This is a genomic window from Leptospira alstonii serovar Sichuan str. 79601 (assembly GCF_000347175.1).
GTDB lineage: Bacteria > Spirochaetota > Leptospiria > Leptospirales > Leptospiraceae > Leptospira > Leptospira alstonii.
The window spans coordinates 50,672-76,452 of record NZ_ANIK01000056.1; the positions used below are offsets into that span (position 1 = coordinate 50,672).

23 protein-coding genes and 1 pseudogene are annotated in these 25,781 nt (G+C 40.9%); 6 read left to right on the top strand and 18 right to left on the bottom strand.

Annotation, left to right across the window (positions count from 1 at the left end; all coding sequences use genetic code 11):
• Positions 1–16 precede the first annotated feature (16 nt).
• From LEP1GSC194_RS12085 to LEP1GSC194_RS12110, 7 genes are all read right to left on the bottom strand, one after another.
• A complete protein-coding gene (locus tag LEP1GSC194_RS12085; RefSeq protein WP_017809719.1) occupies positions 17–430 on the bottom strand; it encodes a hypothetical protein in 414 nt (137 codons plus the stop codon).
• A gap of 590 nt (positions 431–1,020) precedes the next feature.
• Entirely contained in the window at positions 1,021–1,629 is a 609-nt protein-coding gene (locus LEP1GSC194_RS12090) for a hypothetical protein (protein ID WP_020773864.1), read from the bottom strand.
• A gap of 94 nt (positions 1,630–1,723) precedes the next feature.
• Positions 1,724–1,828: an IS66 family insertion sequence element accessory protein TnpA gene (tnpA, locus tag LEP1GSC194_RS23610; protein WP_408605334.1), complete on the bottom strand. Its 105-nt coding sequence runs from the start codon at positions 1,826–1,828 to the stop codon at positions 1,724–1,726.
• A gap of 26 nt (positions 1,829–1,854) precedes the next feature.
• Entirely contained in the window at positions 1,855–3,378 is a 1,524-nt protein-coding gene (locus tag LEP1GSC194_RS12095) for a tetratricopeptide repeat protein (RefSeq protein ID WP_017809716.1), read from the bottom strand.
• Between the two features lie 96 nt (positions 3,379–3,474).
• Positions 3,475–4,065 carry an ankyrin repeat domain-containing protein gene (locus LEP1GSC194_RS22680; protein WP_196809725.1) on the bottom strand — a complete coding sequence of 197 codons (591 nt, stop codon included), beginning with the start codon at positions 4,063–4,065 and terminating at the stop codon, positions 3,475–3,477.
• 219 nt (positions 4,066–4,284) lie between these two features.
• Entirely contained in the window at positions 4,285–5,175 is an 891-nt protein-coding gene (locus tag LEP1GSC194_RS12105; RefSeq protein ID WP_020773856.1) for a hypothetical protein, read from the bottom strand.
• A 31-nt stretch (positions 5,176–5,206) separates the two neighbouring features.
• Complete coding sequence (locus LEP1GSC194_RS12110) at positions 5,207–5,878, bottom strand: LIC13197/LIC10919/LIC10469 family protein (RefSeq protein WP_020773872.1); 672 nt, start codon at positions 5,876–5,878, stop codon at positions 5,207–5,209.
• 379 nt (positions 5,879–6,257) lie between these two features.
• On the opposite strand from LEP1GSC194_RS12110, the gene LEP1GSC194_RS12115 reads away from it, so the two are divergent.
• Positions 6,258–6,827: a hypothetical protein gene (locus LEP1GSC194_RS12115; RefSeq protein WP_017808869.1), complete on the top strand. Its 570-nt coding sequence runs from the start codon at positions 6,258–6,260 to the stop codon at positions 6,825–6,827.
• Between the two features lie 147 nt (positions 6,828–6,974).
• Here the strand turns inward: LEP1GSC194_RS12115 and LEP1GSC194_RS12120 are convergent, their stop codons facing one another.
• The 5 genes and pseudogenes from LEP1GSC194_RS12120 to LEP1GSC194_RS12140 all read right to left on the bottom strand — a co-directional run bounded on the left by LEP1GSC194_RS12120 (position 6,975) and on the right by LEP1GSC194_RS12140 (position 12,586).
• Complete coding sequence (locus LEP1GSC194_RS12120; protein WP_020773843.1) at positions 6,975–7,817, bottom strand: WGR domain-containing protein; 843 nt, start codon at positions 7,815–7,817, stop codon at positions 6,975–6,977.
• Between the two features lie 223 nt (positions 7,818–8,040).
• Positions 8,041–9,819 (bottom strand): annotated as a pseudogene (locus tag LEP1GSC194_RS12125) (LIC_11051 family fibronectin-binding protein); the annotation flags it as partial.
• Between the two features lie 416 nt (positions 9,820–10,235).
• Positions 10,236–11,096, bottom strand: a complete 861-nt coding sequence (locus tag LEP1GSC194_RS12130; protein WP_021064678.1) for a hypothetical protein — start codon at positions 11,094–11,096, stop codon at positions 10,236–10,238.
• A gap of 247 nt (positions 11,097–11,343) precedes the next feature.
• Positions 11,344–11,988: a hypothetical protein gene (locus LEP1GSC194_RS12135; RefSeq protein ID WP_020773871.1), complete on the bottom strand. Its 645-nt coding sequence runs from the start codon at positions 11,986–11,988 to the stop codon at positions 11,344–11,346.
• Positions 11,957–12,586, bottom strand: coding sequence for a molecular chaperone DnaJ (locus LEP1GSC194_RS12140; protein WP_020773823.1), 630 nt, complete (start codon positions 12,584–12,586; stop codon positions 11,957–11,959). Before LEP1GSC194_RS12140 ends, LEP1GSC194_RS12135 begins: the two co-directional genes overlap by 32 nt.
• 107 nt (positions 12,587–12,693) lie before the next feature.
• On the opposite strand from LEP1GSC194_RS12140, the gene miaB reads away from it, so the two are divergent.
• The 3 genes from miaB to LEP1GSC194_RS12155 are packed head-to-tail and all read left to right on the top strand — an operon-like array spanning position 12,694 to position 16,743.
• On the top strand, positions 12,694–14,043 hold the full coding sequence (gene miaB / locus LEP1GSC194_RS12145; protein ID WP_036042589.1) for a tRNA (N6-isopentenyl adenosine(37)-C2)-methylthiotransferase MiaB: 1,350 nt from the start codon (positions 12,694–12,696) through the stop codon (positions 14,041–14,043).
• Positions 14,040–15,875, top strand: a complete 1,836-nt coding sequence (locus LEP1GSC194_RS12150; RefSeq protein WP_020773894.1) for an LptF/LptG family permease — start codon at positions 14,040–14,042, stop codon at positions 15,873–15,875. Before miaB ends, LEP1GSC194_RS12150 begins: the two co-directional genes overlap by 4 nt.
• 40 nt (positions 15,876–15,915) lie before the next feature.
• Positions 15,916–16,743 (top strand): hypothetical protein, encoded by an 828-nt coding sequence (locus LEP1GSC194_RS12155; protein ID WP_020773884.1) that lies wholly within the window; start codon positions 15,916–15,918, stop codon positions 16,741–16,743.
• Between the two features lie 57 nt (positions 16,744–16,800).
• On the opposite strand, the gene LEP1GSC194_RS12160 is transcribed toward LEP1GSC194_RS12155, so the two are convergent.
• The gene (locus LEP1GSC194_RS12160) at positions 16,801–17,604 is read right to left on the bottom strand and encodes an FcpA-related putative periplasmic flagellar protein (protein WP_020773842.1); all 804 of its coding nucleotides are present in this window, start codon (positions 17,602–17,604) and stop codon (positions 16,801–16,803) included.
• Between the two features lie 148 nt (positions 17,605–17,752).
• Here LEP1GSC194_RS12160 and LEP1GSC194_RS12165 point away from each other — a divergent pair, with 148 nt between their 5' ends.
• Positions 17,753–18,199, top strand: coding sequence for a methylglyoxal synthase (locus LEP1GSC194_RS12165; protein ID WP_020773839.1), 447 nt, complete (start codon positions 17,753–17,755; stop codon positions 18,197–18,199).
• 212 nt (positions 18,200–18,411) lie between these two features.
• Positions 18,412–19,038, top strand: a complete 627-nt coding sequence (locus tag LEP1GSC194_RS12170; protein WP_408605335.1) for a hypothetical protein — start codon at positions 18,412–18,414, stop codon at positions 19,036–19,038.
• Here LEP1GSC194_RS12170 and LEP1GSC194_RS12175 read toward each other — a convergent pair.
• The 5 genes from LEP1GSC194_RS12175 to LEP1GSC194_RS12195 all read right to left on the bottom strand — a co-directional run bounded on the left by LEP1GSC194_RS12175 (position 19,035) and on the right by LEP1GSC194_RS12195 (position 25,309).
• Positions 19,035–21,023, bottom strand: a complete 1,989-nt coding sequence (locus LEP1GSC194_RS12175; protein ID WP_020773801.1) for a tetratricopeptide repeat protein — start codon at positions 21,021–21,023, stop codon at positions 19,035–19,037. The genes LEP1GSC194_RS12170 and LEP1GSC194_RS12175 overlap by 4 nt on opposite strands.
• A gap of 1 nt (position 21,024) precedes the next feature.
• Complete coding sequence (locus LEP1GSC194_RS12180; RefSeq protein ID WP_020773904.1) at positions 21,025–23,055, bottom strand: NHL repeat-containing protein; 2,031 nt, start codon at positions 23,053–23,055, stop codon at positions 21,025–21,027.
• 370 nt (positions 23,056–23,425) lie between these two features.
• Complete coding sequence (locus tag LEP1GSC194_RS12185; RefSeq protein ID WP_020773846.1) at positions 23,426–23,674, bottom strand: hypothetical protein; 249 nt, start codon at positions 23,672–23,674, stop codon at positions 23,426–23,428.
• A 43-nt stretch (positions 23,675–23,717) separates the two neighbouring features.
• Positions 23,718–24,233 (bottom strand): DUF1564 family protein, encoded by a 516-nt coding sequence (locus LEP1GSC194_RS12190; RefSeq protein WP_020773901.1) that lies wholly within the window; start codon positions 24,231–24,233, stop codon positions 23,718–23,720.
• Between the two features lie 134 nt (positions 24,234–24,367).
• Positions 24,368–25,309 (bottom strand): histone deacetylase family protein, encoded by a 942-nt coding sequence (locus LEP1GSC194_RS12195; RefSeq protein ID WP_020773821.1) that lies wholly within the window; start codon positions 25,307–25,309, stop codon positions 24,368–24,370.
• Positions 25,310–25,781 lie beyond the last annotated feature (472 nt).

Genomic DNA, 25,781 nt, shown 5'->3' on the forward strand with positions numbered 1-25,781 from the left:
GTCGCGTAGTAAGGGATTACTCCACGCGTTTTAGACTGAAACAAAATCCGATCATACTTACGTAAACCGTCATGATGATCGGGCTAAACCACCAAGCAAAACTTTCAAAGTAAGAGCCGTCTGCGGTTGCCATATAGTAGACATGACCGGGAATACTAGCCGTTACGTAAGTGGTCATAAACCAATAACCGATTTTGTGTCCCAGTTTGTTCGTAAATCCGTAGACTTTAAAAAATATCTTATGTTCCCAGATGAGGGCGAATGCGCTATAGATCATAACTGCAAACAATCCTAAATCCACAATCGGAGTCATAACTTGTGCGGGATCCGCTTTTCCGTCGCGTAGATAATGCGCGAAGTTGATTAAATGAAGCGTAAACCCCATCGTAAATAAAAGCGGTAACGATTTCTCGGCGTGAAATTTCAACATAGTTTCCTCACTTGTAATCCACTCGTCTTTTTTCAAAAGGTAAGTGGTCCTTACTTTTTAAAGAAAGGTAAGTAACCCATTCATTGTCAAAACTTTTAATATACATTTGCAGGGTCGAAATTGTATTCTAAACTTGCAGTTCAGAAGTTCCACTCACTTATTGGCGTCAAATTGGTGAGTGTAGCTTACTTTTGAGGAAGCTAAAGTATCTATTGATCGTTCAAAATGGGTTTTGGAACAAGTTGTTCATACGCCTTTTTCTCCGAGATCGAATCGAACCCGGATTTTTTCGTTCCATAATTCCTCCGATTCCTTTAATAATACCTCCTGATCGGAAAAGACTTTAGCGTCGATCCTCCTGTTCTTTCCGAGTTCGCCTAACGTAGTTACGAGTAGGTTATCGAAGACTTCCTGCTGCCAATTCTTATTAATTAAGTATTTTCTAATGTTCCTGATAGGAGCTCGATTTTCTGAATTTTCAAACTTTCATTTTCGGTTGGTTTTTTATTTTTTAAGAGTTTAATCTCGAAAACTTTCCACCGATTTTTGAAATATCGCCGTACGAATGAAAGAGCTTTTTAAGACAAGTTCTAATAACCCGATGCGTGTTCTACTTTCATTGCGGAGAAACCTTCTTTTGTGAGTATTCCGAACGTAAAAATGCTTCCGACATGAGATCCTGTGGAGAAATAGAGTTTGTCCCTCCCGGAATGAATCAATCGATTTTTGTTATCGTCTTCTTCGACGAACCTACTTACAAAAGAGGGGATGAGCAAAATGGAAAAGATAATCGATCCCGTAAGCATCCGATCCGCTTCGTTTAGACGTTTGAGTGTTTGGGATATCGATGTATTTTCATGGATCGTGGATTGGGAATCAAAATCCGCAGCCCAATCGGAATCTTCCTCCGACCAATCCGGACAAGAGTTGGCGGTGATCATCGTTTCAAAAATTTCAAAGTTGATAACCGGATGATTTTTAAAACCTTCGTATTCGTCGTAATCTTTTTCGTTATCGAAAAGAAAAGATTTCATCCATTCCACAAACTCCGTATAGGCCGTTTCGTAATCGAAATTTTCTACGATGTGAAATTTTTCGCTCTGTTCGCGTTTGAAAATTTCGTTCGTTATTTTGCATCTTTCCGCAAAACCGATGTTTTGTGTCGAAATCGCAAAATCCAATATTAATTCTTCTTCCATTTTTTTTTACCTTCTTGATTTGCGGCGTTGTATTTGTGATATTTATTTTGAATATTCTACTTTTAGAATTAATGCTTACGTTTGTCGATATTGCCTACGATAACTTTCTCATCCAGTGATCGAACGCTTTGAAGCTAAGGTTCCGCGAAGTGCAGAATTTGCTTTCGCTTAAGCCAATCTCTTTCCATTCCCTTATCAAACTTTTCCAACGTTCTTCGGAAAATTTTACGTTTCCCTAAAGATCGTTTCTACGATTTCCAATCGGGAACCCAGACTTTTGGCCTTGCGCGCGTATTTGGCCGCGGTTTGTTTATCTCCGATTTTCCAATACATCTCCGCGAGATTGGCCGGATAAATCGATTCTTGGTGGTCGATTTCTGCGGCCTGTTGAAAGGTTTGAATCGCCTCTTCGTATCGACCGAGTTCGTCTAACGCGCATCCGATCATATTGTAAAGTTTTCCTATTCCCGCCGTATCGAACCTGGTCGCCTTGAGCAGATTTTCCCGGGCGCGATTCATTCCCGTTTCCGCGGAGCCGGAACTCAACCAATAAAGTCTCGCCTCCAAAAAAAGGGCTTGTGCGTCTTCTGGATAATCTGCGAGAGCCGATCGGACAAATTCTTCTGTTTTAGAATATTCTTTTTTCTTTAAGTGTTCCCAACCTTTGGAGATTCGATCGGCTACGTTTTTGGAGCGAACGAGATGTATTTCTTTTGCCGGGTAGCTCCCTTCGGGAGCCGATAAAATTAGATTACGAATTTGTAGAATGACATCTGCGATCGAATTCAAAGCCTTCCGATTTTTCCTAAGTTCATCGTTGGATAACGTAAGTCCCCAGCGTTCCGCCGTTTCCAAACATCGAATAAGATGAGGAGCATAGTTCGGATTTTCGGCAAGTTTTACGATTTGAGAATCGATCTTCGGATGATCGTTGAAAAGCGCGGAAATCAAATCCGCACCGCCTGCGTATTCGGGTTGTTTCTTACCTTTGTCTAAAAGTTTTTGAAAAATTTGGATTCCAAAATCTGCCGATATCCAGGAACAAATGGCGGCCGTTTCTTTTTCGTGATAGAATCTACCTTTCGGATGATAGTTTAAGATCGTTCTGCATTTCTCTCGCCATTCGTTTTCTTCGTTTGGGTTATTAATTCCAAGAATGTAATATACTTTTGCAAGCGCGGTGTAATCGGATTCCAAGGATATAGATCCGGGATGACGCAGGATGGCTTGTTCATGTTTTTTGAGGAAAATGAGACATTCCGAAGCGGAAATATTTTTTACCGCATTTATTAAATCGTACTCTATAAAATCGAACGCCCCCGGATATTTGTTCGGGTGTTTCACAATCAAATGTTGAATCTTATCCTTTCCTTTATAACTTCCCCATTGTGCTTCTATATAGGGAATAAGATTCGATTTCATATCCGTCCAGGTCTTGTCCGGAAATACATGCAGTTCGTCGTGGCTTGAATCCCAAGCTCCGTACATTTCCAAACGAGGAAGCCAGATCAAAGCCTCGGGATAAATTTCATAGTGTTCCGTATCTTTTACGAGGCCGACCGCCTCCGTATGATATTGACCGTTTTCTTTACTGCCGAAAGGACCGATTTGTATGGAAGTAATTTTTACTTCTTCGATGGAAGCGAGATCGAACCAACCTTGTGATTTCGTTTCAATCCGTCGTCTTCCGATCTTCAAATCAGAGACGAGATCTTCGGGGAGATTATTTTTGTTCGATTGATCTTTCATATGATTTAGACAATTGTAATTCGCGGTGTTTGCTCAATAGATGCGTTCGATGAGTTGATATTTGAAGTTCGATTCAACCGATCAAAAATTCCACGTTCATCCAAGTCTTTCAATAGCGCCCTCAGTTCGGAATCGAGTAAACCTGCTTCCAACGCCGACGATCTTTAAATGAGGGTTGAGAGAATTTTTATTTTCATCGTTTCCGTTTAAATAGTCAACGATAAGACGACAACCGTTTCCCTTCGCTCTCCCCAATGCGGTATAACCTTCCCGGTTTTGTGTATTCGGATCCGCACCACATTCTAAAAGAAAACGGAAAGGTTCCAGATAGTGATTTTCGGACGCTAAATAAACCAAACATTCTCCGAGAATGGTCTTGTGAGTTCTTTGTACGATTTTTTGCATGATACGGATCGCATCGGAAGTATTCAACTTTTCGCATAAATGGCAAGCAGCCGCTAAGGGTAAGAATTCGGCGGAACCTTTTGGAGTTAAGATCTTCATGGATAAGAAAGATGGTATCAATGGAAGTAGCTTTTCGAAACCGGGATAATCGACTTCTTCTACGACTTTCTGAACCGTATCCCGGATTTCAGAGTATTGATCAAGAGTCGTTAGGAAATCGGGATCGTTAACATAGGATTGAAAATCCGCGTCCTTCAAAAAGATATTTTTTGAATAGCCCATGATCATGTTCTTTTTTACACCAATATACTAATGCCAAAAAATCCCAGCCAAACGACCCCTGAATCTCATCGTAGCCTATAGCCAGAATGGTACTGGGAAAATGACTTCTGGATCTTTCCGGGTTCATACGTTCTCCATATTTTGAATCAAAGGATTTGTTTCACTTCTTTAAGATTTTTTAAAAATTTTTCTTCGTTGTCTAGTTTTTATCTTGGAGCGTTACTCTTTGTTTCCATCTTTTTTCCGGAGCCTCATAATGTGAAGTTTGATCGTTTTGACGAAAGGCGCAAAACAAGGCTCCGATAAAAAAGGAAAGGTTCGATCGAATGAAAAACATTCGGTGACAAAATGCAACATTCTACTTTCGTTTTGTGTTATGGCGTGATAACGAGCCAGTTGAATCGCTAAGTTGTACGTGATTTTCTCAGGCATCAGCGCCGAGGCGACTTCGAAAAATGTTTCATCCTGGGAACGAATTGCAAATTCGAGTGCGGTGGAAGCCATCTTTTCGCGCAGTGAAATGGAATTAGATACGGTGATATTGTCTCCATAACCGATACTAGGCGCCAATCGTTTCCAATAAAATTCAAGGATTGTTTTGGCCGCAGTCAAATCCTCTTGCCTTTGTTTTTCCCAGAGGAAACGGATCCTCAAAATATCGGCGACGTACTCGTTCAAAATTTTTCCGATTTCAATTTCACAATCCCGAATTTCGATTATACGATCTAAAATTTTCAGGTAACCTTCCAAATTTTGTCTTAAATAAGATGAATCCGAATCATAGATATAACGGTACAACTCGCCGGAAATTTCCACGGCGATTTTCATCTGATTGCCGAAGGACGAAGAGTCGATCCGTTCTTGAATCCATTGTTTCTTTCGGCTATAGAAAGAATGAGCCTCGTCAAAGCTCATGTCTAACTCGGCTAACAATCCTTCAACGTGTTCGGGATCGTCGAGGTATTTCAACAAATTGTTACATGAGTCGAGCATAATACCAAACGTTTGGATCTTTTCGTGTTCGGAAAGAGAGGGTAGAATTTTCTCTCCAAGTTCTATGGTGTGATAAAAAGATCCTTCCTCTAAAAGTTTTTTTATTCGATTGTTCATCTTACAAATGTATTCCCATTTCGCTTTGAATTTATATCCAATTTCCGTTTACTATAACGCCGATCGGTATCGACCAACGCTCATGGCGAGTCATCGTTACCCAGAACGGAGATCTTCGTTCCAAACGTTTTTCATGATTTTTCAAAGTTTTACAAGCTTCGACACCGATCCTATAATTCCAGATTTGGAATAGATCCGTAAATACCGTTTCCGATTCAAAAGGAATTTTCTTTTTGTCTTCTGCGTCTTCAATTTCTTCGAGAAGGTCGGAAACAAAAGCGTTGATTGCATAGTGCGTGGGAAGGGAAGAAAAATCCTCTTTGATGAGATATCCGTGTTTTAATTCGACTTCGATTCCGGGCAACTCTTTCGGTCCTAGATCCGTGTTGGATAAGGCTCCGTTACTCTTGCCGGAATCCAATCCGTAAGCGGGCGCAACGTCTACTTCGCTTCCATCGTAATACCAGGAGAAATCGAGCGCTTTGATTCTTTCGTTTTGAGAACAATAGATAAGAGCCCGTTCGATTCCGTCCGCAAACTCGGAAAGAATTTTTTTTCGATCGAGTTCGGAAAGAAGAGTTTGCGCTTTTTGGAGAAACGTCTCCGCATTATGATTTTTCAGCCAGTTATGAATCGCGTTTTCTCTTTTTACGAGATTCTCCGGATCCCATTGTAGGATCGGTTTTTTGATTGGTCTTTCCATGAATGTTCCTCTTCGTTGTCGAGTTTTTCGTAGATCGTATTATCGATAAAATTCATCGCTTCTTTGTACATAGTGTCGTAATCCCCGCAGTAGTGCGTATGAAAAAAGTCCGTAAAAACGGATAACTCGTCTCCGTATGTGGTGACTATAAAGGATTCAAAGATGTTCGATAAAAAACTTAAATCGAAGTCGAACGATCATGGTAGCCCTTTGTCGTATGTAAAGAAAAATCCGTACGGATTGTCATTGGAAGATCGAGGAAACGGATTCCGGTTTTGTCGCGCGGCGTTTGGAGCGGATGATAAAACGAACTCATTCGAAAAAGGGTGGACATATCGTTGTGCATGTTCCCTTATCGATTCCTAGATCGGCCTACAGTATGTCCAATTTAGAAATCGCAGATATGCCTCTTTGTATAGGTATGGAATACGAAGTAATCAAATCATTTGACACTTTTCAACAGAGTAAGAGATACACTTACGTCGGATATAATGCGCTCTATGACGATAGGAGCGTTGCAGGTTATGAACATTTTTTTCATGATGCGGAGAACGATAAACTGCACGGTTGGCGAACCTCAAACGATAGAATTAAAAAAGAGACCGTTTCATTTTTTAATCGGGTAGGCGGGTGGGAAAAACCCGTATCGAACTCGATCACACCGATCGATTTGAATCGATTCGATTTATCTCAAATTCTTCAATCGTATGTCCCTTATTTTAAATCATTGATTGCGGGGGAAAAAAACATACGGAATTGGTACGAGTGGTGGGAGGAAAACGAAAAACTTTTGGAGAAGATTTTTTCGCGCGGAGAATACCTGCGGTGGAAAATTTATCCGATACAAGAGGTGGAAAAGTTTCTTAGAGAATCGAATATTCCTTTCCAAAGGGGTTATCGATACCTTTGGATCGACTCCGATCGTTTAAAATATTATTTTAATATGTAATGCGTGCGTGATCGCGGCTTTATGAAATTTGAATTTACTTGTAGTATATCGGCCGCCGTAAGAGGCGGCTTTTGAATTTTAAGAAATCAACCGTAAAAACGCAACAAGGAGGGATATTGCAGTTTTTATAATATTTCTTTGGATCATTTACTCGTCGTCATCCTCGTCGTTTTCCTCGTTTTTACCGAACACCAAACCTTCGGGATCCATGGAACAGGCCCAACCGTCGTGTTCACAAACATAAACTTTGAAATTTTTAACGGTTTTCAGTTTTTTAAAGGATTTGTCTTTTACAGCAAGAGAAACCGCACGTCCCATCGTTCGACCGACAAGGTTCCAGATATAATCTCTAAGGAGACGAAATGATTTGTCTTGATAACCGAGCGTGTCGTAGGCGTCGCTCATGATTCTACCGGGTTCATGCAACGTGAAACCTCCCACGGTTGGTCCTTCTTCGAAGTATTCGTCGTCCTCTCCGATACCGAAATAGAATTCGCTGCAGTCGATCCCGGCTTCTCTAAAGTTTTGGTTACCGCATTCGGCGACAAATCCGGTTAATCTTTCTCCGTCGTCCTCGTCCATTTCCTCTTTCGCGAATTGAAACGCTTCGATACAATTTTTGAATAATTGTTTTTCGTACTCGGCCCACGGAAGCGCCGATAATTGTTCCAGAAACGAAGCCAATTCCGGTAATTGCGAAACTGCCGTTTTTAGTTCCTCCACTCTCTCCTCGATTTCCGAATTGGCGCGACCGCTTGCGGAACCGGCGGAAGAAGTTTGCGCTTCTCCTTCTATATAACCTTTTTTTAATTTTTCGGCGAGTAGCTTTTTTGCCTCTTTCAGACATTCTTCCTCGTCGTCGAACGATTTAGTCTGCGTTTGTCCGGAGGAACCGGTTTTTCCGTATGTTACCGTAAATGAATCTTCGGAAACTTCGATCTGCCAAAATTTATCCGATTTGTCGTCTTTAAACGTTAGGTAGTGTTTCATGGTTTTCCTTATTGAATTTTATTTTACAATGTGTCCTAAAATTTGCCGTAATATATATCTCATTCGTTTACGAATTCGGACATGATTTTTTATCGACTTAATTTGCCGGTAACTTTATTATACGGGATCGGTTGTCGTATCCGCCTCGCCTAGCTTCGCCTCGTATTCCGTAAGATACAAAAAAAATCAAGGACGTTAATCTTCTACTGAATTGAGTAACTCCTCAGGAAAAGTTAAGTGTAACTTTGGGATTGATCTGTCCCATCTCGGTTTTCATCTCTTCTTGATTTTGAGAGACCGGGTTGTTGCCGATTTTTAATTCTTTCAAAGTTTTCATTTCGGAAAGAAATTTCGGCAGTTCGGAAATTTGATTATCGTTCAACCAAATCTCTTCTAGTTTTTTCAGATCTTTTAAAATTTCCGGGAATTGTAAGAACTTGTTATTTGTCAAATAGATGTCTTTTAAAGATTCCAATTGAACGACCGAGTCCGGGAGAGAGGAAAGTAAGTTATCACGAAGAGAAAGATATTCCAATTTTCTAAAGTTCCCGAATAAATCGGATAGTTCTTCCAATTGATTGTTACTTAGATCCAAAGATTTCAGGTTCGGAAATTGAATCAGAGATTCCGGCAATTTGGAAAGTTGGTTCCCAGGGAGGCTCAACTCGGTTAGGGACTCGAGTGTGACTTCTATATTAGGAAAATTTGAAATTCTATTCCTATCCAGAGCGATACGAGTCAGTTTTTTCAATTCCGCAATTTCGGTAGGGATCGTTTCCAGTTCATTGCCCCAAAGCAAAAGCTGCTCCAGATTGGGAAAGTTGCGGACCCCGTTTAGAGAAGTCAGTTGATTCTCGAAGAGTCCCAGTTCTTTGAGGCTTGTAAATTCACGGTTTAGATTGGAAATTTTTGCGATCCGGTTGTCGGATAAGTTCAAATCTTTGAGAATTTTTAAGTCCGCCAGTCGATCCGGAAACTCGGTCAACTGATTGTTCATAACCAGTAACTTCTTTAGTTTTGAAAGTTGGAAAACGAATTCCGGTATTTCCGTAAGGGAATTTCCGTTCAGACAAAGCGATTCAAGTTGCGAAGAATTTGACGGGCTCGTTTTCTTTTCCGCAAAAAAACCGTTATCGGTAAAATGCAAGGACCGAAGCGAAGATATATCCAATAAGAATTCAGGAAACTCGGATAACTTTGCGCCTTTGATAAAAACGGTTTGGATGTTTTTGAGTTCGGCGAGGCTTTTTAAAGAAATTATATTTTTACAATCGTTAATCGTAAAACTCTTTAGATTTTCGAATAAACCTATATCGCTTAGACCGATCTCTTCAACTCCCGAAATACTGATGGATTCGCCGCCCTTTGAATAATACTTGAAGAGAGGAGATTGACCGATTTTGAGTATTGTATATAGATCTTTCTGCTCTTTCGCGTTCGGATCGAAAAATACGGAAGCGTCTTCGTCGTGGTAATAGGAGAACATTAGAAAATACGGCTGCTGTTTCGGAACTCGTTTAAAAACCTCTTCTTTAAGAGTTTGTCGAATCACTTCCTGTGACAGACGACAAAGTATATCTTTTATCGCCGAGAAGTCTTCGTCTTCCAATACTTCGCGGATTTTTTCCGGTTTCTGTTTTAGGTGATTTCGGATAAAATTCGAAAAATCTATAATCGGAGTATTTCGGATACTACCTTCGGTCAATGCGTTTTCCGGATTGTTACTTTCCAGGTCGTAATCGAATTCGATACAGTGATCGGTATTTGCGTCGTCCCATCTTATATCAAAGACGCCGATAGGGGATTTTTCGTTTTTACCCAGTTCGTCCCAGTATCTATGAACGGCGTCAAAAACTTCGCCCGCAGCGTTTTCCCAATCCGCTTTTTGAAGTATTTTAGAATATTTTGAAGATGTAATGTCTTTGATCCGAATTTTCAGAAATTCACGGAATGTGTCGGATAGCAACGGATTTGGATTCATAAAGTGTCCTTTGGATTTTGATCGATCCATAACGTTTTAAGGGAAGATAAATCTCATCTATATTTAAAAATTTTTTCGGAATTTCAGGCATCGGCTTTGCGAAGTATGTTCTTTCAAAGCCGAAAATTGTCGTTTGGGAGCGTTAGGCGGTATTGCATTACGGTTTTCCTTATTGAATTTTACAACAGCAACTTAACTTTATTTTATCAAAAAGCAGGCTACAAGAATTTGTAGGTCTTTCCAATGATAAAACCCCGACCGTTTATTGCGATTTTCCGCACATCTTCCTCGTTACTTACGATGTTCTATGAAAGTATAATTTCTACCATGAAAAACCAAAGCTAAATCGGTAGTGGGCTTGTACAAGCGGATGGTTTTGTAAAAATCAAAAGTTGCCTATTCAAATGTCGGACTGTAAGAAAGGATTTGTGGATCTACTACCAACGGCTTAAAATTTCGATTTTCGTATAAGGATTTTTGTCGTCTCTCGGATCGACGGCCGTATTCGCCTCTACTTCGACGAATTTTGGAATTCCTTTTTCGGCAATACACAAATCGATATTATTGTCATTGTCGTCCGTATCTGCAATTTTGAACGGAAAAACGGTCAGCTTGTTTTTTCCGGAAATCATTTCGATCCGAAATTTTTTCAACTCGCGATCTCCCAGTTCTTGCCCGTCCGGAGCCCTAACACCTCCCGCCCAAACGGTTCTTACGACTACAGCAGTTTCCGAAAACGGACAATCTCCTCCACGTTTGGAATCATTGTACGGATAGGAGCGACTGAAATCAAAATATTCCGCATAACTGATAAAAGGTCCCGCAACCAACGGAGTTACTTGGATTTTTTGTCCGGTTAAATTTTGTCCGTCGCGAGTTAGCAATTCTCCTACGATGACTACTTCCGTCGGTTCGTTATCGGGGTGGTTTCCAAATTCGCCGATCAATAAAACGGTCCGCAATTCGAACGGTTCCAAAGCGGGCACAAACGTAACAAACGAAGGGTAAAAAATTTCCCCTTTCATCGTAAGGATCCGAAAGTCGGAAACATCCAGAGTTGTCGGGTCGATCTCATGGGAAAAAACCAAAGGCATTCCGTCCTTTCCGGGCGCGCTTCTCCACAAAACGATCGATCGCAAAGGAAGGGCGTTGTCCAAACCGAAAAAAGCGGAGAGTAACTTTGCTTTTCGACTTTTACCGATTTCCGGAACATTCGAGGACAATTGGTAATTCGGTATAGAAACGCAACCGTTCAGAAGGAAAATTCCTATAAAAATGATTTTTATCAAGTTCCACATAGTAGTTCCGACCTTTCAACGATCTTGTTCCCGTTTTTCGGTAAAGCGAAAAATGTTTTCAAAGGAATGAGAGCTGTAAACCTGACCCCTATCCACTGATTCCTAGTACGCTCCTACGTTTTTAAACGAACGATGAAACCCCGGATTTCTTCCGTGCCCTTATGGAGAAAAACGGAAAAAATTTTAACCTGACCCCTGAGCCCTATCCACTGATTCCTAATACGCTCCTGCAAGTTTCCTCGAGGTTTCAAAGATATTGTTCCAAATATTCTTTCCCTCGAAGATGACTCGGAAAGAAAATCGGAAATTTTTTACCGGTTTTGGCTCTGGACCTTCTATAGGATTTGGATGAATTCCAGAAGGTTTCGTACTCGGAATCCAAACGAAAAAGAAGTTTTTCCCAAAAAATAAAATGCGAGTCCACGAACTCTTGTCGGATGTCCTTCGCTCTGAGAGTCAAAGGGCATTTGCCGGTAAATTCTTTCATAAAGACGAGTCCGACTAAAACTCCTCTCGTATCCAAGTAAGGTTCGAGAGGAAAGGTTCTGCAACTGATCGAACGGTTGTCCCTTTCACAAAATTGAATTCCTTTGCATTCGCAAAAAAGGGTCTCTTTGGAATCGTATTCGGCAAGCATCTTCTTATCGATTTCCGTTTCCGGTTTCCAAACTTTCCAGAGATCCGTTCTTTTTTGTAACATGGAAAATTCGGAACGATATAAAGTCGGAACTGCGTTATCCGCGATACAACAAAACGGAATCCCGTCGTTGTCGGGTTTACACAATTCTCCGCAATCGAATTCGGTTAGTTCCTCTTGGAGTAGGGAGTAGTAATAAGCAATCTCATCCTCTGCGAGGTGTTTAGGATCGTTTTTTTTTGCTGTCGTCTTCAATGGATAGATTGCCCCGGTTTTGATCGACTCTGGTTTTTTTTGGACTTAGGATTTTCCGAAAGACCGCATATCCTAAAAAGAGAATTCCCGCAGAGCAAAGAATTCCCCACTTTCTGTAGAAGAGTTCCACACCGGGTGAAAGAAAACTATTTTTCTGAGCTAAGGCCATCAAAAGAGCAAAAATCGTTAAGAGTGAAAACGCACTTAAAAAAAATAATACCGTGATCCTTAGATTTTTCAGAGTGTTTTCTAGATCTCTTTTGAATTCTAAAAACCGAGAATAAAATTCTCTCGTTTCGTCTCCTTCCGACAACTTTTGCACGTTATAGAATGACTCGAATTCTTCGGGGATCTTAGTCGTATCTAAAAGTAGGAACTCATAATCCAGGGTCTTATCGTATTCTTCTCGAACTTCCGGAGAACTTAAGGTGAGGTAGGCTCTGGTTCCTTCTTCACGATCCAATTCTCGGGAAGGGTTCCAGGGATCGGATTCCAGTTTTTCCAAATAATCCTGGTACGCAGACTCGATTCTGCGTAAGTCGGAACTCCGGGAAACATCCAGGAGTCGGTAGTAGTCCGGTTTTGTGTTCACTGCCATAAACAATCAAAAAAGGGGAGAATTCGGGAATTCTATGGAAAAATCCCCTCGACCCTATCTATGGAAAACCCCTTTACAGCGCGTCCTGCAAGCAGAAATTCAGTTCTATGGGTGTTCTGGAACAAGAAAAAAAGGCGGGAAAAGTCTATATTGAGACATATGGCTGCCAAATGAACGAATACGACTCCGGGATCGTTTCCAGTTTGATGAAGGACGCCGAATATTCCTCCTCCCCCGACCCGGAGAATTCCGACATTATCTTTTTAAATACCTGCGCGATCCGGGAAAATGCTCACGCAAAGATTTACAATCGCCTTCAGTCCCTCGGATACCTGAAAAAAAGGAATCCGAAACTAGTCATCGGAGTTCTCGGGTGTATGGCTCAGAATTTAGGGGACGATCTTTTTCATCAGGAACTTCCTCTGGATCTGGTCGTAGGACCGGACAATTACAGAAGTCTTCCCGAACTGATTCAAAGAATTCGAGGCGGGGAAAATTCAATCTCTCTCACCCGTCTTTCTAAAATCGAAACCTACGACGAAATCGAACCTAGGGTAGTCAGTGGAATCCAGGCCTTCGTTACGATCATGAGAGGCTGCAATAATTTTTGTACTTTTTGCGTGGTTCCTTATACTCGGGGAAGGGAAAGAAGTAGGGACCCTCAAAGTATCGTACGGGAAGTTCGGGATCTCGTGGAAAAGGGAATTCGTCAGGTCACTCTTTTGGGACAGAACGTAAATTCTTACCAAGAGCAAGGACAGGATTTTGCCGCTTTAATTCGGATGCTTCTGGATGAAACTACCATCGAAAGAATCCGTTTCACTTCTCCTCATCCGAAGGATTTTCCGGTTCATCTCCTCCGGTTGATGGCGGAAAATCCTCGTTTCTGCCCGAACGTTCATCTTCCCCTACAAGCCGGTAATACGAGAGTTCTGGAAGAGATGAAACGTTCCTATTCCAAGGAAGAATTTTTGGACGTGGTCCGCATGATCAGAAACATCGTTCCCGATGTCGGAATTACGACCGACATCATCGTAGGTTTTCCGAACGAAACCAACGAAGAATTCGAGGACACTCTCGCCGTGGTTCGCGAAGTGCAATTCGATATGGCATTTATGTTCAAGTATTCGGAAAGAGAGGGGACGATGGCCCGGAGAAAACTTCCGGACAACGTTCCCGAAGAAACGAAGTCCGAAAGACTTACAAAACTCGTGGACTTGCAGACTTCGATTTCCCACGAACAAAATCGTTCCCGAATCGGAAGAGTATATTCAATTTTGATTGAAAACACTTCCCGCAAGTCGGATAAACAACTTTCCGGAAGAACACCTTGCGGTAGAATGGCCGTGTTTCCTCTTCCCGAAGGAAAGAACGTTTCCGAGATGATCGGTTCTACGGTTTCCGTACGGATCGAAAGTGCAACCAGCGCGACTCTCAAGGGGAGGATCCTTGCTTGAAGGATGGCGACAATCGAAAGAAAGCTTCCGCAAAAAAGTCGGCGGCGCGCCAGTCCGCGGATAAAACAAAAAACGTTTCTTCCTCCAAAAAAAAATCCGATGTATCACCTAACAAAAAGACTACGAAACAAAAAACGTCCGAATTTTTTTCTTCGGTAGATTCTTCCCCTAAAAAAAACGCCGATCTTTCTTCCGCCTTCGATTCTCCCAAAAAAAGCAATTCCGGTTCTGCGGATCTAAGAACGGTTCGTTTGAACAGCGTGGAGGATCTTCCGCCGGATTTTAAAGTCCATACGGACAAACGTAAGTTTTATATGGTGATTCCGATTTTGGATCGATACATTCTGGGTGAAATTCTTTCTCCGTTTTTGGTCGCCCTAGCGTTTTTCACCATGGTTTATATGGTTCTTGCCCTTCAAAAGATGATCGGTCTTTTTGTGGGAAAAGGTGTGGACCCGCTTCGTCTTTTGGACTACTTCGGTTATCTTCTTGCAAACACTCTTCCGATGACGATTCCAATGGCATGTCTTATGAGCGGAATCATGGCCGCGGGAAGGCTTTCGGGAGATTCGGAAATTACCGCGATACGCTCCGCGGGAGTCAGTTTTCCGAGAATCTATATTAACTTTCTTGCATTCGGTTTCGTCATGGCTTTGATCGTGGCTTATCTGAACTTCTATCTTTCTCCGGAAAACACGAGAAAGATGAACGAGTTCAACAAATGGGTTCTTGCGTATAATCCCCTTCTTGCGATCACCCCCGGTCAGTTTAGCGGAGATAAGATGCAGGATCTTTTTGAAAAAAGAGCCAGAACCATGTACACGGAAGGGATGAATCCGGACACCGGACAACTCAATGGAGTTCAGATCCGCGAGTGGGAAATTTTCCTGGAAGGAAACGAATACTTTCATATCGGCGGAAAGATGATTCCGATGGGGGGTTCTCGGATCATTCAGATCATCAACGCGGGCAAGGGAAATCTCGTGGAAAAACTCGGACCCGACGGGGAATATGAGAAATCTATTCGTCTTAAAGACGGTTGGATCTTGGAGTGGAGCGACGATCGAAAGAGTTTTTCGGTAACCGATTTCAGAAACGGAGAAATGGATTATAATATTCCTAAGGGAAAGGAAAAGAAGACGTTGGAGTTGAATGTTAAACCGGAAACTTTTTCCATGCCGGTTCTGTTTCAGATTCGAAACAATATTGAAAGCGACGGTCTTGAAAAAATTCCCGGACTCGAAACCCTAAAAGAGATGGGAGTTCAGATCAAGGGTTTGATCGGACTCAAACAAATGGTGGAGCAGATGAAGATCGAACTCGCCATGGGAGCGGCTAACGGAACTTTGACGCCGGATCAGATGACTCAACAATATTCCGTTCTGACTCAGTTGATGGCTTTGATGCAGCAGGGTAAAAAGGTCTTAACGGATTTTAACGTGGAAATTCACAGAAGAATCGCAATGCCGATCTCTTGTCTGATTTTTTTCTTTATCTCGTTCCCTTTGGGGCTTGTGGTCAAACGTTCCGGCAAGGGAATGAGTTTTACGCTTGCGGTCGTTTTTCTAATGATCTACTTTACATTTTTTACCTTGGGAAGTACGATTTCCTATAATGATAAGGTTCCGGATTGGATCGGTCCTTGGAGTGCAAATATTCTGATCGCTCTTCTGAGCGTCAATATTATGATCAAAAGAACGGATATGGATTTACCGAAACCGATTCAAAAGATTCTGGATGGAGTTTCCGATCAAAAATCAAAATTGACAGAGAGATTGGAAAGTTTAAGTATATGGGGAAAGATAAAAAAGATCACAAAAAGAGGTCCCTGACCCGGGAAAATCAGCGGTTAGTGTTAGAATGAATAATACAATGAGTCAAAAAAACGCGATCATTTGGCATCTTACTTCGGGGAAGGAATTCCCGATTCAAATCTGGAAACATCCTCGCGTAAACATAGAGTTGAGCAAGGTTCCTCTGGACGGTCTCGGTGCGATCGATCTGTTAAAGGCGGATATTCATATCTTCTTTCTTTCCGTAAGTTTGGAGGAGTGGAATCGAATTCGTGAATTTATCAGAAAATTCGAACTTCATCCATATGCAAGTTTGATCATGGTTTATTCGGACGAAGCCGAAAAGATCAACAGAGTTGTTCCCGAAAACGGTAAAATCGAAGTGCTCGAACATCCGGTTCATCCGAGAAATTTAAGACTGATCTTGGACAGAACGATTCAATCCGAATTTTATAAACTCGCCGCGAACGAAATCGGAAACAGTTGTTTGACGAACATAGGATTTTTTGAAGGAGTTTTCGAACTCGCTCAGAAAGAATATAAGGATGCGGCCAAGGCGAACGAAGCTTTACAAGCCATCTTAGAATTCGAATCCAAGGTCAAAAAGAACAACGAAGAAATCAACAAGGCATTGGAAAGAGTGAACGAACTGAAAAACAGAGAATTACTCGCTCTTCACGAACGTCTCAAAGTTTCCGAGATTTTGGATTCCATGAAAACTCAGGAATTGAAAGACGCCCTTGATTTTAAAAAGGCGACCGAACAAGCGTTGAGTTATTCTCATATAGAAGAGATTCAACTGGATCGAATTCTCGAAGCTCAGGATCGTCTTTTTGCATACACCGAAAAAGAGATCAGGGATCTGATCGAAGAGAATCGAAATCTGAAAAAACGTTTAGGAATTTAGTGGGGGTTTTTGTTTGTCCCGAAACCTCGAAGGAAATTTGCAGGAGTTCCTCTTTTTTCAATCTCTAAACAGTTCTCTGGAGAATTCTTTGTAATCCGCGGAGTTTTTTCCGAACTTAAACTCCGCATACAAAAGTCCGTGTTTTTTTCGGAGAATATCGTATTTCTCCCGAGCTTGATCGTCCCGATTCTTTTTAGAAAGTCGATACGCTCTTTCGTAACAGTTTGCAAGAAAACCCTGAGCTTCCGAGTCCTCGTAATATTTGTTTCCGATTTGAATGTATCTTTCCAAAAGATCCATGGCTTGCAAAAAATTTTTTAAAGCGAGCTGATGTTTGATGTATTCCCTATAAATGTTCGCTTGTAGATCTCGATAAGATTCGGAGTCTTTGATTTTTTGATTCTGGATCTTTTCCAAGGAGTTCATCGAAGAAACTAAAAGATGAATGGAATCGGATCTGGATTTGATCAGGTCTCTGGCAAGGGATCTTTCGAAATTTTCGCGACGATTTTTCTTTTGCCATTCGTAACGATCCGCTTCAAAGGTTTGCCGATCGAATTCTTTCCGTTTTACATCCGCAAAGTCGTTCGTTTTTCTAAAACGATCCACCGAACTTAGGAAATCCTCTTTTGCCTTTTCGAAAAGACTTTTGGAATTCTCCTCGCTTGCGTCTCCCAATAAATCCAAGTCTTGGAACTGAAGAGAATCCTTACCCCAATCGGATTCTCCGTCGCTTCCGTCGGGGATTAGAATTTCGATCTTCTTTTCGTTCGGTGTTTGTTCGCTCCCGAGCATAAAAGGAGAATGGAGTATGAAAAATAAGATCGTAAGGAATCTGAAATAAAACGAAGAATTGTTCATCGGAGATCGGTCCAGGGACAAAGAAAAAACGCGAAAAGAATCACGGATCGACTTTGAAAAAAAATATCTGAGGTCAATTTAGGATTGTTCTGAAATTTGCGTCATCCAAAAATTAGAGCGAAAAACAAACCATAAAGAGTCACAAAGAATGAAAGCAGTTTCCGTACCGGCAACCAAGAGGATCGCGCTCGTCGCACACGATAATCGTAAAGAGGATTTGGTGTCCTGGGTTAAAACTCACAGAGAAATCCTTTCCGGACATCATCTATTCGGAACGGGTACGACCGGAAAATTGATAAACGAAGAGACCGGACTTCCGGTTTATAGATTTCTTTCCGGTCCCTTGGGAGGAGATCAACAGATCGGAGCTAAAATCGCGGAGGGAGATTTGGATATCGTGATCTTTTTTTGGGACCCTCTTACCGCGCAACCCCACGATCCGGACGTGAAAGCATTACTTAGGATCGCCGTACTTTATAATGTGCCGATGGCTTGCAATCGATCCACCGCCGATTATATGATCAGTTCTCCCCAATTTATGATATCTTACAAAAAGATTCTTTTGAGCTACGATCGGAAAATTAAAAGAGATTGATCGAGATGGGGATTGTTCCCCGCAAGCGTTTCCAGTGGCGAGAGGCTATCTTTTAGGAATTAGGATTTTACATGCAATAAAATGTAAGTGTACGGATAAATGGAAAAATTTTTACTTGCGAAAAGTATGATTTTCTGATAGAGGAAAAGTTTTCAAATTTCTCGTAGTTCCGACAGATTTATCTTGCGATCCAAGTATTTGTGAGGTCGGATATGACGGAAAGGAATTACGCTCCAATGCCGATCAAAGTTATTCTCAATATTTTTAAGAGACGTTTAAATTTCGCTCTTCCTTTGCGGTTTTCGGAAGAGGCCGTTACGGCGATTCGAGCGCATCTTGTCGATCGGCCGGAATCCGCGTTCCAAGTAAGAATAGAAAGAAAGGACGGACACACGAACGTTCAAGTGGGTTATGATCGAAAGAAAAATCTAAAAACCGCTCACTCGTATCCGGTTCTCGTGGAAATTGCCGAAGAAGACGAAATTTGCCTGGAGGGATCGAGGATCGAATGGAATCGGGAAAATAATGAATTTCTAATCTATCCGGACGTGGATTTGGAGATAGAATATCAGATTTTTCTAAATCGTTTTAAGATACGGATAAATCGAAACGTATTCAAAGACGATCGAACGAGAACCTACGCGAATCGTTCCGAGTTTCCGGATTGGTTTCCGATTCGCGCCGGAGAATTAGGGATTTCTAAAGTGAAAATTAAAGGAAGAATTTGGACTTTGACTTTGGTCGATCGTTACAAAACAAAGGAAATTCTAGAAATCGAAAGTTCCGTCGCGGATGGAATCTTGGATTATTTCAGTAACTTTCCCGTTTTACGCGATTAACGTTTCCAGAATACTCGATCGCCTTCGGAGATCGTTTTTAAACCTCCGTTATCCGGAACGGCTCTGGAAAGAAAGTAATCGGTTTCCTCTATCGTCGCTTCTCCCGATTTGCCCGAACTATTGAAAATCTGAATCTTACTCCCTTTTTTTAAACCGTCCAGAGTTCCGACGTTGACGACGATATCCTGGTCTTTCACTTTCAAGACGGAACCGCTCGGCGGAATCGCCGCTAAAATTTTGGAAACGGATCTCGCGGATGCTTCCGGAATAAAGTCCCTGCCTTTTGCGAATATTCTGAATGTGGAAAGTATCTTTTCGTGTTTGGAATCCTTGATGGTCCAGTCGATATTTAACGAATGATTTTCGTATTTTAGAGAACCGTAAATTATAAATCTGGGTTTGACCCCGTTCTTTGCGGAGTCTTTGATTTTGAGAAGGGCGGATTCCGAAAAAGATAAAATTCCCGTATAAGGATCGGCTTTAATATCGAAAGAAGCCGGGTTATTTCGGGCGGATTCCAAAACGTCCGAAAGTAGGATCGTAGGATTTAAGGAAAGATTTTTACGCACCGAAGCGGAAACTAAAAGCGCAAGATCCGGATAATCGCCCAAATAGGATTTATCGGAAAGGTCGAACAACAATAGAACCGGTGGGGTTCTTCCGTAGTTTTCCACAAGATTGTCGCCGGTGATTTCCACCAATCCCTCTTTGTAGGAAATCGATTGTTTTGCGGAGTTCAGAAGATTTTCAATTTCATACTGATACTTTTGATTTTCCGAATATTTCTTTCTCAAGAATAAAAGAAGATTGAGATAACGCGGAAAAAATCCGGTTCTTTTATATTCGGATAAGGTTTGAAATTGAACTTCCGGTTGACCGGGAATGAGTTCTTTTGCGGTTGCAAGATGATGAGAAGCCATATCGTAAAGAAGGGAATTTTTAGAGGAACGAAAACGTTGCATTCTATATTCCCCGAGTTTTCTTCGAAAGGAATGATTTTCCGGAAAATGATCGAGCGCGACAGACTCCGCTTTTTGCCTCGATATCGAATCTAAATCATCTAATCTTAATATTTCGGTCAGATCGTTTTTAAGCGCATCCTTTTTTGCGGAGTTCGTTCCTTTTTCTTCGGCAAACGCTTTCAAGTAGAAATACGAGGGATTTTGAGGATAAAGAGAAACGAGTTTGCCGGAAAGCGAGGCCGCCGAAGAAAAATCCCCTTGCCAGATTTTGATTCTTGCGAGCAAATCAATCGCTTCTTCAAAATCGGGATATAAGGAAATGGCTCTTTCTAATTTTTCGGCCGCCGCTTCCAGCTTTTGTTTTCTCTCCGGATCGAAACTTTTTTCGGACCAATCGATCAGTAACGAGGCCATATTGAAGAATAACTCGGGATCATCCGAAGAAGAAGCGAGAACAGTGTTCCAAAGATGATAGGCTTTGGAAAAGTTACCTGTCTTACCGTTTACCTTCGCTTCTAAAATTTGAACTTCTTTGGAGTTTTGAAATTTAGACCTGGAGCTTTCGAGTTTTTTCAGAGCGGATTCGTAATTTCCCATCTCCAAAAGAATCTGAATTTGAACCGGAGCCAAAACCGAATCCAACGGATCGGTTTCCAACGAAGGTTTTAAGAGATTTAGAGAATTCTGATATTCTTTTTTACGAACGTAAGCTAAAGCGGCCCCTTTAATCGCGGTTTTGTTTGCCGGTTCGAGTGCGAGGACCTTGTTATAAGCCTCCAAGGATTCCTTATCCTTATGAAGATGTTTTGCCGCGTCCGCGAGTCCTAGTAAAGAACGAGCCGACATCGGATTGGAACGGGACGCTTCGGAAAAGGACTGATAGGCCGCCGTATAATTACGATCCTTAAGAAAGGATTCGCCTTCTTGAATTTTTCGAATCGTATCCTGAGAAAAAATCGGTTTTATGAATAAATATAGAATCAGGATAGAAAGGAAACGTCTTTGTAAAATGTTTAAGATCATTTTATTTTGTAAAGAATCCCGCTTCGGTTTTACCCGAAGTGTTTCTAAAGTTCGCCTCTATGACAAAGGGAATGTAAAAATCTTTTTTGTCCGCGTCCAATCTGCTTTTGAAAGATACGATATAACGTCTGTCCTTATGAGATAAAAAGGAGTTGTAAAGGTTCTTCTCCGATCCTTCTCCCGGAATTAGGATGAATTTGCCCCCGGTGGAGGCCGCGATCATTTTATACGTTTCGACCGCGGGTCCGGAATCCGAAAGCGATAAGAAATATACGGGAATCGAATGTGCTTTGGAATAGCGGATGATTTTTTCCGGCGATATCTGAGTAAACGAATCCGGATACGAATCCCCTGAAATCAAAACTAAAACGATCCTCGGTCCGAGACGACCGAGTAAATCGGATATTCCCCTATAAATCGCTTTGCCCGTCTTAGAACTCGAATCGTTAGGAGAAGTTCTTAATATTCTAAAAATCTCATGCATTGAATAGTTGAAATCCGAGGCCTTGATCAATTCCGTTCCGGAACGAAGGACTTCGATTCCGTCGTATTGTCGCAGCGAAGTTAGAAAAGGTTTCAGGGACTTTTCGAATACCGGATAGGCGGATTTGATTTCGGGAGTATTTTCGTAAACGAGGGATACCGAGATTCGATTGTTGAATTGCTGCATGTCGGCAAGTCCGATCAACGGGGAGAGGTTTCCATATTCATAAACTTTAAAGGAGTTTCTTGGAATCGCCTTGATGTCCCGTCCCGATCGATCCCTTACGCGGAGAAATACCGAAATATCCGGATATTCCCGATTTAAGACCTTTTCCAATACTATGTCCATGTTGGAAGACAATTGATTGGAGGGGCTGAAAATCTCCACTCGGTGCCGATTGAAGTCGGCGATGAATTGTGTTCCCGTGTAATCAAAGGCAGATGAGAAAGGTTGGTTTAGTTTTCGTATTACGTTTTTTGAATCTCGAAAGGAATCCAATAATCTCCAAGTATTGTCTTGGGTATTGTAAATGATGAGTCCCGACTTTTCGTCGGAAATATGGATTTCGTTTTTTCGAATCGTCAAATTGCGGGGAGATGACAGGATATTTGGGTTTGTAATTTCCCTGAGAAAGTTTCCTTCCGAGTCGAATACGGCGATCCGGGAATTCCCGCGATCTGCCACGTAGATTTCGCCTTTAGAATTTACTTTGAGTCCGGACGGGTTGCGCAGAATTCCGACACCGATTTCTTGAACGAAGGTACCGTCCGCTTTTAACTTCTGAATTCGATTGTTTCCGGAATCCGAGACGTAAAGATATCCGTCTTTTGTGAAGAATATTCCGGTTGGCCCATGAAATTCCCCGTTTCCTTTTCCTGAATTTCCGAACCGATTGCGATATTCGCCTCTTGTATTGAACTCATAAACCTTATCGGCCTTAAAATCCGCGACAAAAATTGAATTTCCCCTCAATGAGAAGAATAGAGGACCCGCCAAGTTCCGACCTAAGGAACCTTTGAAGTTATCCATTGGGTTACCGTTCGGATCAAATTTTACTATGTTTGCGGTGTCAAAGGAAAGGATATATAGAAATCCGTCGTCATCGATGGCTACGTCGGAAGGGTTTCGGAATCTAAAACGCCTGAGGTCGTCACCTAAGATCGAGGAATAATAATGTAAGGCCAAATCTTGGCTTCCGCCCGCTAAATTAATTCTAAGCGCATCTAATCTCGTTTTTTGAATTTGATTGAGACCTGTGGTCTTCTCTATTTGTTCTAATTCCGACATACTCTCAGGCCAATCACCGGAAAGATAATACGAGTTTGAAAGTAGAAGCCGAGCCAACGTAAAGTCATTCTTAATGGAGAGCGCTTTTAAGAAGCCTTCTCGTGAGGATGAATATTGTGAGTTATTAAAATAAGAGAATCCTCTCGTAAATTGGGTCCTCGCTTCCTTTTCCTGAATAGAAAAGTTTGGAAGTCCGTCGGAATTCAAAGAAAGCGTAGCGGAGATAAAGATTAAAATAATAAAAAATCGACTAAAATGCATATGTGAATGCTTAATTTCGCCCTTATCTCTATAGGCAGATGAAAGAGACATAATTTCAAGAATTTTTTACCTAAGACTAAAGAATAACTATACTGTGAAAGTATGATCTGAGCTTGTTTGCGAAACCGTATTAAAAACGTGAGTTCGTTTTAACCGATGTGAAAGCGATTGAATATGGAGACTTAGAACTTATCCTAAAACATGTCGAGCGCCAATAAAAACAAAACGCCTTAGTTTCGCAAATATGTGGGAACTCCTGCAAATTTCCTTTGAGGTTTTGAGACAAGTTCTAAAGCAAAAGGGGAGTTCGACATAGGAAGCAAAGATAGGACAGATTCTTGTGTGGAATCAAAGGAGTATAAAATCAAAATCAGGTTTCAAATACGGATAAATTTTCCATAAAGGCGGATTTTTCGCTAGCAATTTCATTGCTTTGAAGGGAAACATTTTCGAAAACTTTACGGCTTTGTTTCCAGTTTTGGTGATGTTCCAACCAAGTTTCCCTCTTAGCTCGGTTTTCGGAAAGTTCCGTTCTGGTTTCTCTAATGAGAAAATCCAAGAGGAAGATATAGTTTCTAAAACTTATTTCAATACGTTTAAGCTTTTCTTCCACTTCCATTTCTTCTTCCAATATCGGATCTTGCCGATAAAAAAACGGAAAATTATGCGCTATTCAACTCGAAATTTTTTCCGAACAAAATTTTCTTCAAAATCAATTTTTGATTGGAAAAAATCGTAAAATAAAAATGAAGAGGGACTTCTTGCTTTCTGAACTTTATAAGTTCATCCGCTAAATTTTTACTTTGCGAATCTTCTTCCCTGTCCAAATCGACGAGTCTAGAAAAGAGCTTACAGACCGATATACCGAAATAGAACCCTGCGAACTTTGCCTCATACCAATCTTGGTGATCAGGACGAAAAGAATATCGAATCAGTCGTTGGTGCTTTGATTGATAGAGTGTTTTTCTAAAAGCCGTATCTGGGAATTTAGAGAACAGATTTCTTTTTTGAAATTTGAGCATCAAATAATGAAAGTAATTCTTTAAATTCTTATGTCTTTTGATTTGTTTTCGAATAAATGTATCTAAATGTGTTGGAACTAATAAATCGGAAGGTCCTATGTCTTTTTTGGATTTACCTTTGAACTCTGTGAAATCGTTTAAATGATTTTTTTGCATTTTTATCTTCCCCTAAATAATGCGGTTTCAGAAGGAGTTAAGATGTCTTAATGAAATGAAAAAAATTTAAGAAAATATCTATTAAATGCAAAATAAATAATGATATAGATCGATGAATTTTGCCAAATTTACCCTTAAGAAAAAAAATTTAAAACGGCCACATGAGCTTCCACCGATTCCGATAAAGCATTTAAATCGTATCCCCCTTCTAAAAAGGATAATACTTTACCTCCGCAGATTTTGTCGGCGCTTTCTAAAACGATTCGAGTTAGATCTTCAAACCCCTTCGTTGTGATATTCATTCCTCCGAGAGGATCTTCCTTATGTGCGTCAAAGCCTGCAGATATTAAGATGATATCCGGTTTAAAATGTTCCATTGTCGGAATCACGATTTCTTTAAACTTCTGAATATAGGCTTGGTTGTCGGAATTCGCTTGCATTGGGATATTTTTCGTGGTTCCAATTCCCTCGCCTTTTCCCGTTTCACTTAAAAGGCCGGTCATAGGGTAGAAAGGAAATTGATGAATCGATAGATAAAAGACATTTGGATTTTGATAAAAGATTTCCTGGGTTCCATTTCCATGATGGACATCCCAATCAATAATAAAGATTTTCTTGAATCCGCTTTTTTGTAAATACCGAGCGGTAATAGCAACGTTGTTTAAAATACAAAAGCCCATGATTCGATTGTGTTCTGCGTGATGTCCCGGAGGTCTAAGGAGGGAAAAGCCGTTCTTTATGGCTCCTGAAATTAAGGCATCGGCTAATGTTATGCCTGAATTGGCGGCTGAATAAGCGGCAATCCACGATTTTTCCGTAAAAGGGGTATCGGGATCAAAATAACCTCTTTTTCCTTTAGAACTTTCAATTTTTTGAATATGATCAATAGAATGAATTTCGGTGAAAAATTCATGTGAAACCTTCTTTATTTCAGGAACAAATAAAGAAGTGAAATAACTGGTTTGATGTAATTTATTAAGACACGCAAGTAATCTGTCGGAATTCTCATAATGTTGAATTCTAGGATCTGCGTTATGGTAGAGAAAATCTTGTGAATAAATAAAACCTGTCGTCATTTTTAATCCTATCTTGAATTTATTTTTTGAACGGATATATCGGGTTGAATTGAAATCATACTATTTCGTTCTATCATAGTATAAAAAAGGGAAGTTGATCTCAATAAGATTTAAACTCTCCGGTTTCGAACAATTCGCCGTCCCGACGTTTGTTAGAACGATTAAAAATAATATCTTGGCTAAATGGAAACGAAGTCTTTGTAATACATTAAAGGATAGTTATGAATCCGGTAAAATGCGCCTAACAGTGATTTAAGTTGAAATTTTAAGCGATGGATTCTCATTTTTGGTTTTGATAGAGATTTCTTTCAGATTGGTCCATCCAAAATCCGAAAAATAATTCGATTTTAACTTTGAATTTTAAACTATTTTTTAGTTGAACGTATTGAATTCCGACATTTATTAAGAACCAAAAAGCCCATCTTTAAAGTAGTTAATTATGTCGTTAAAGGGTGTTTCGAGCTAAGTATGA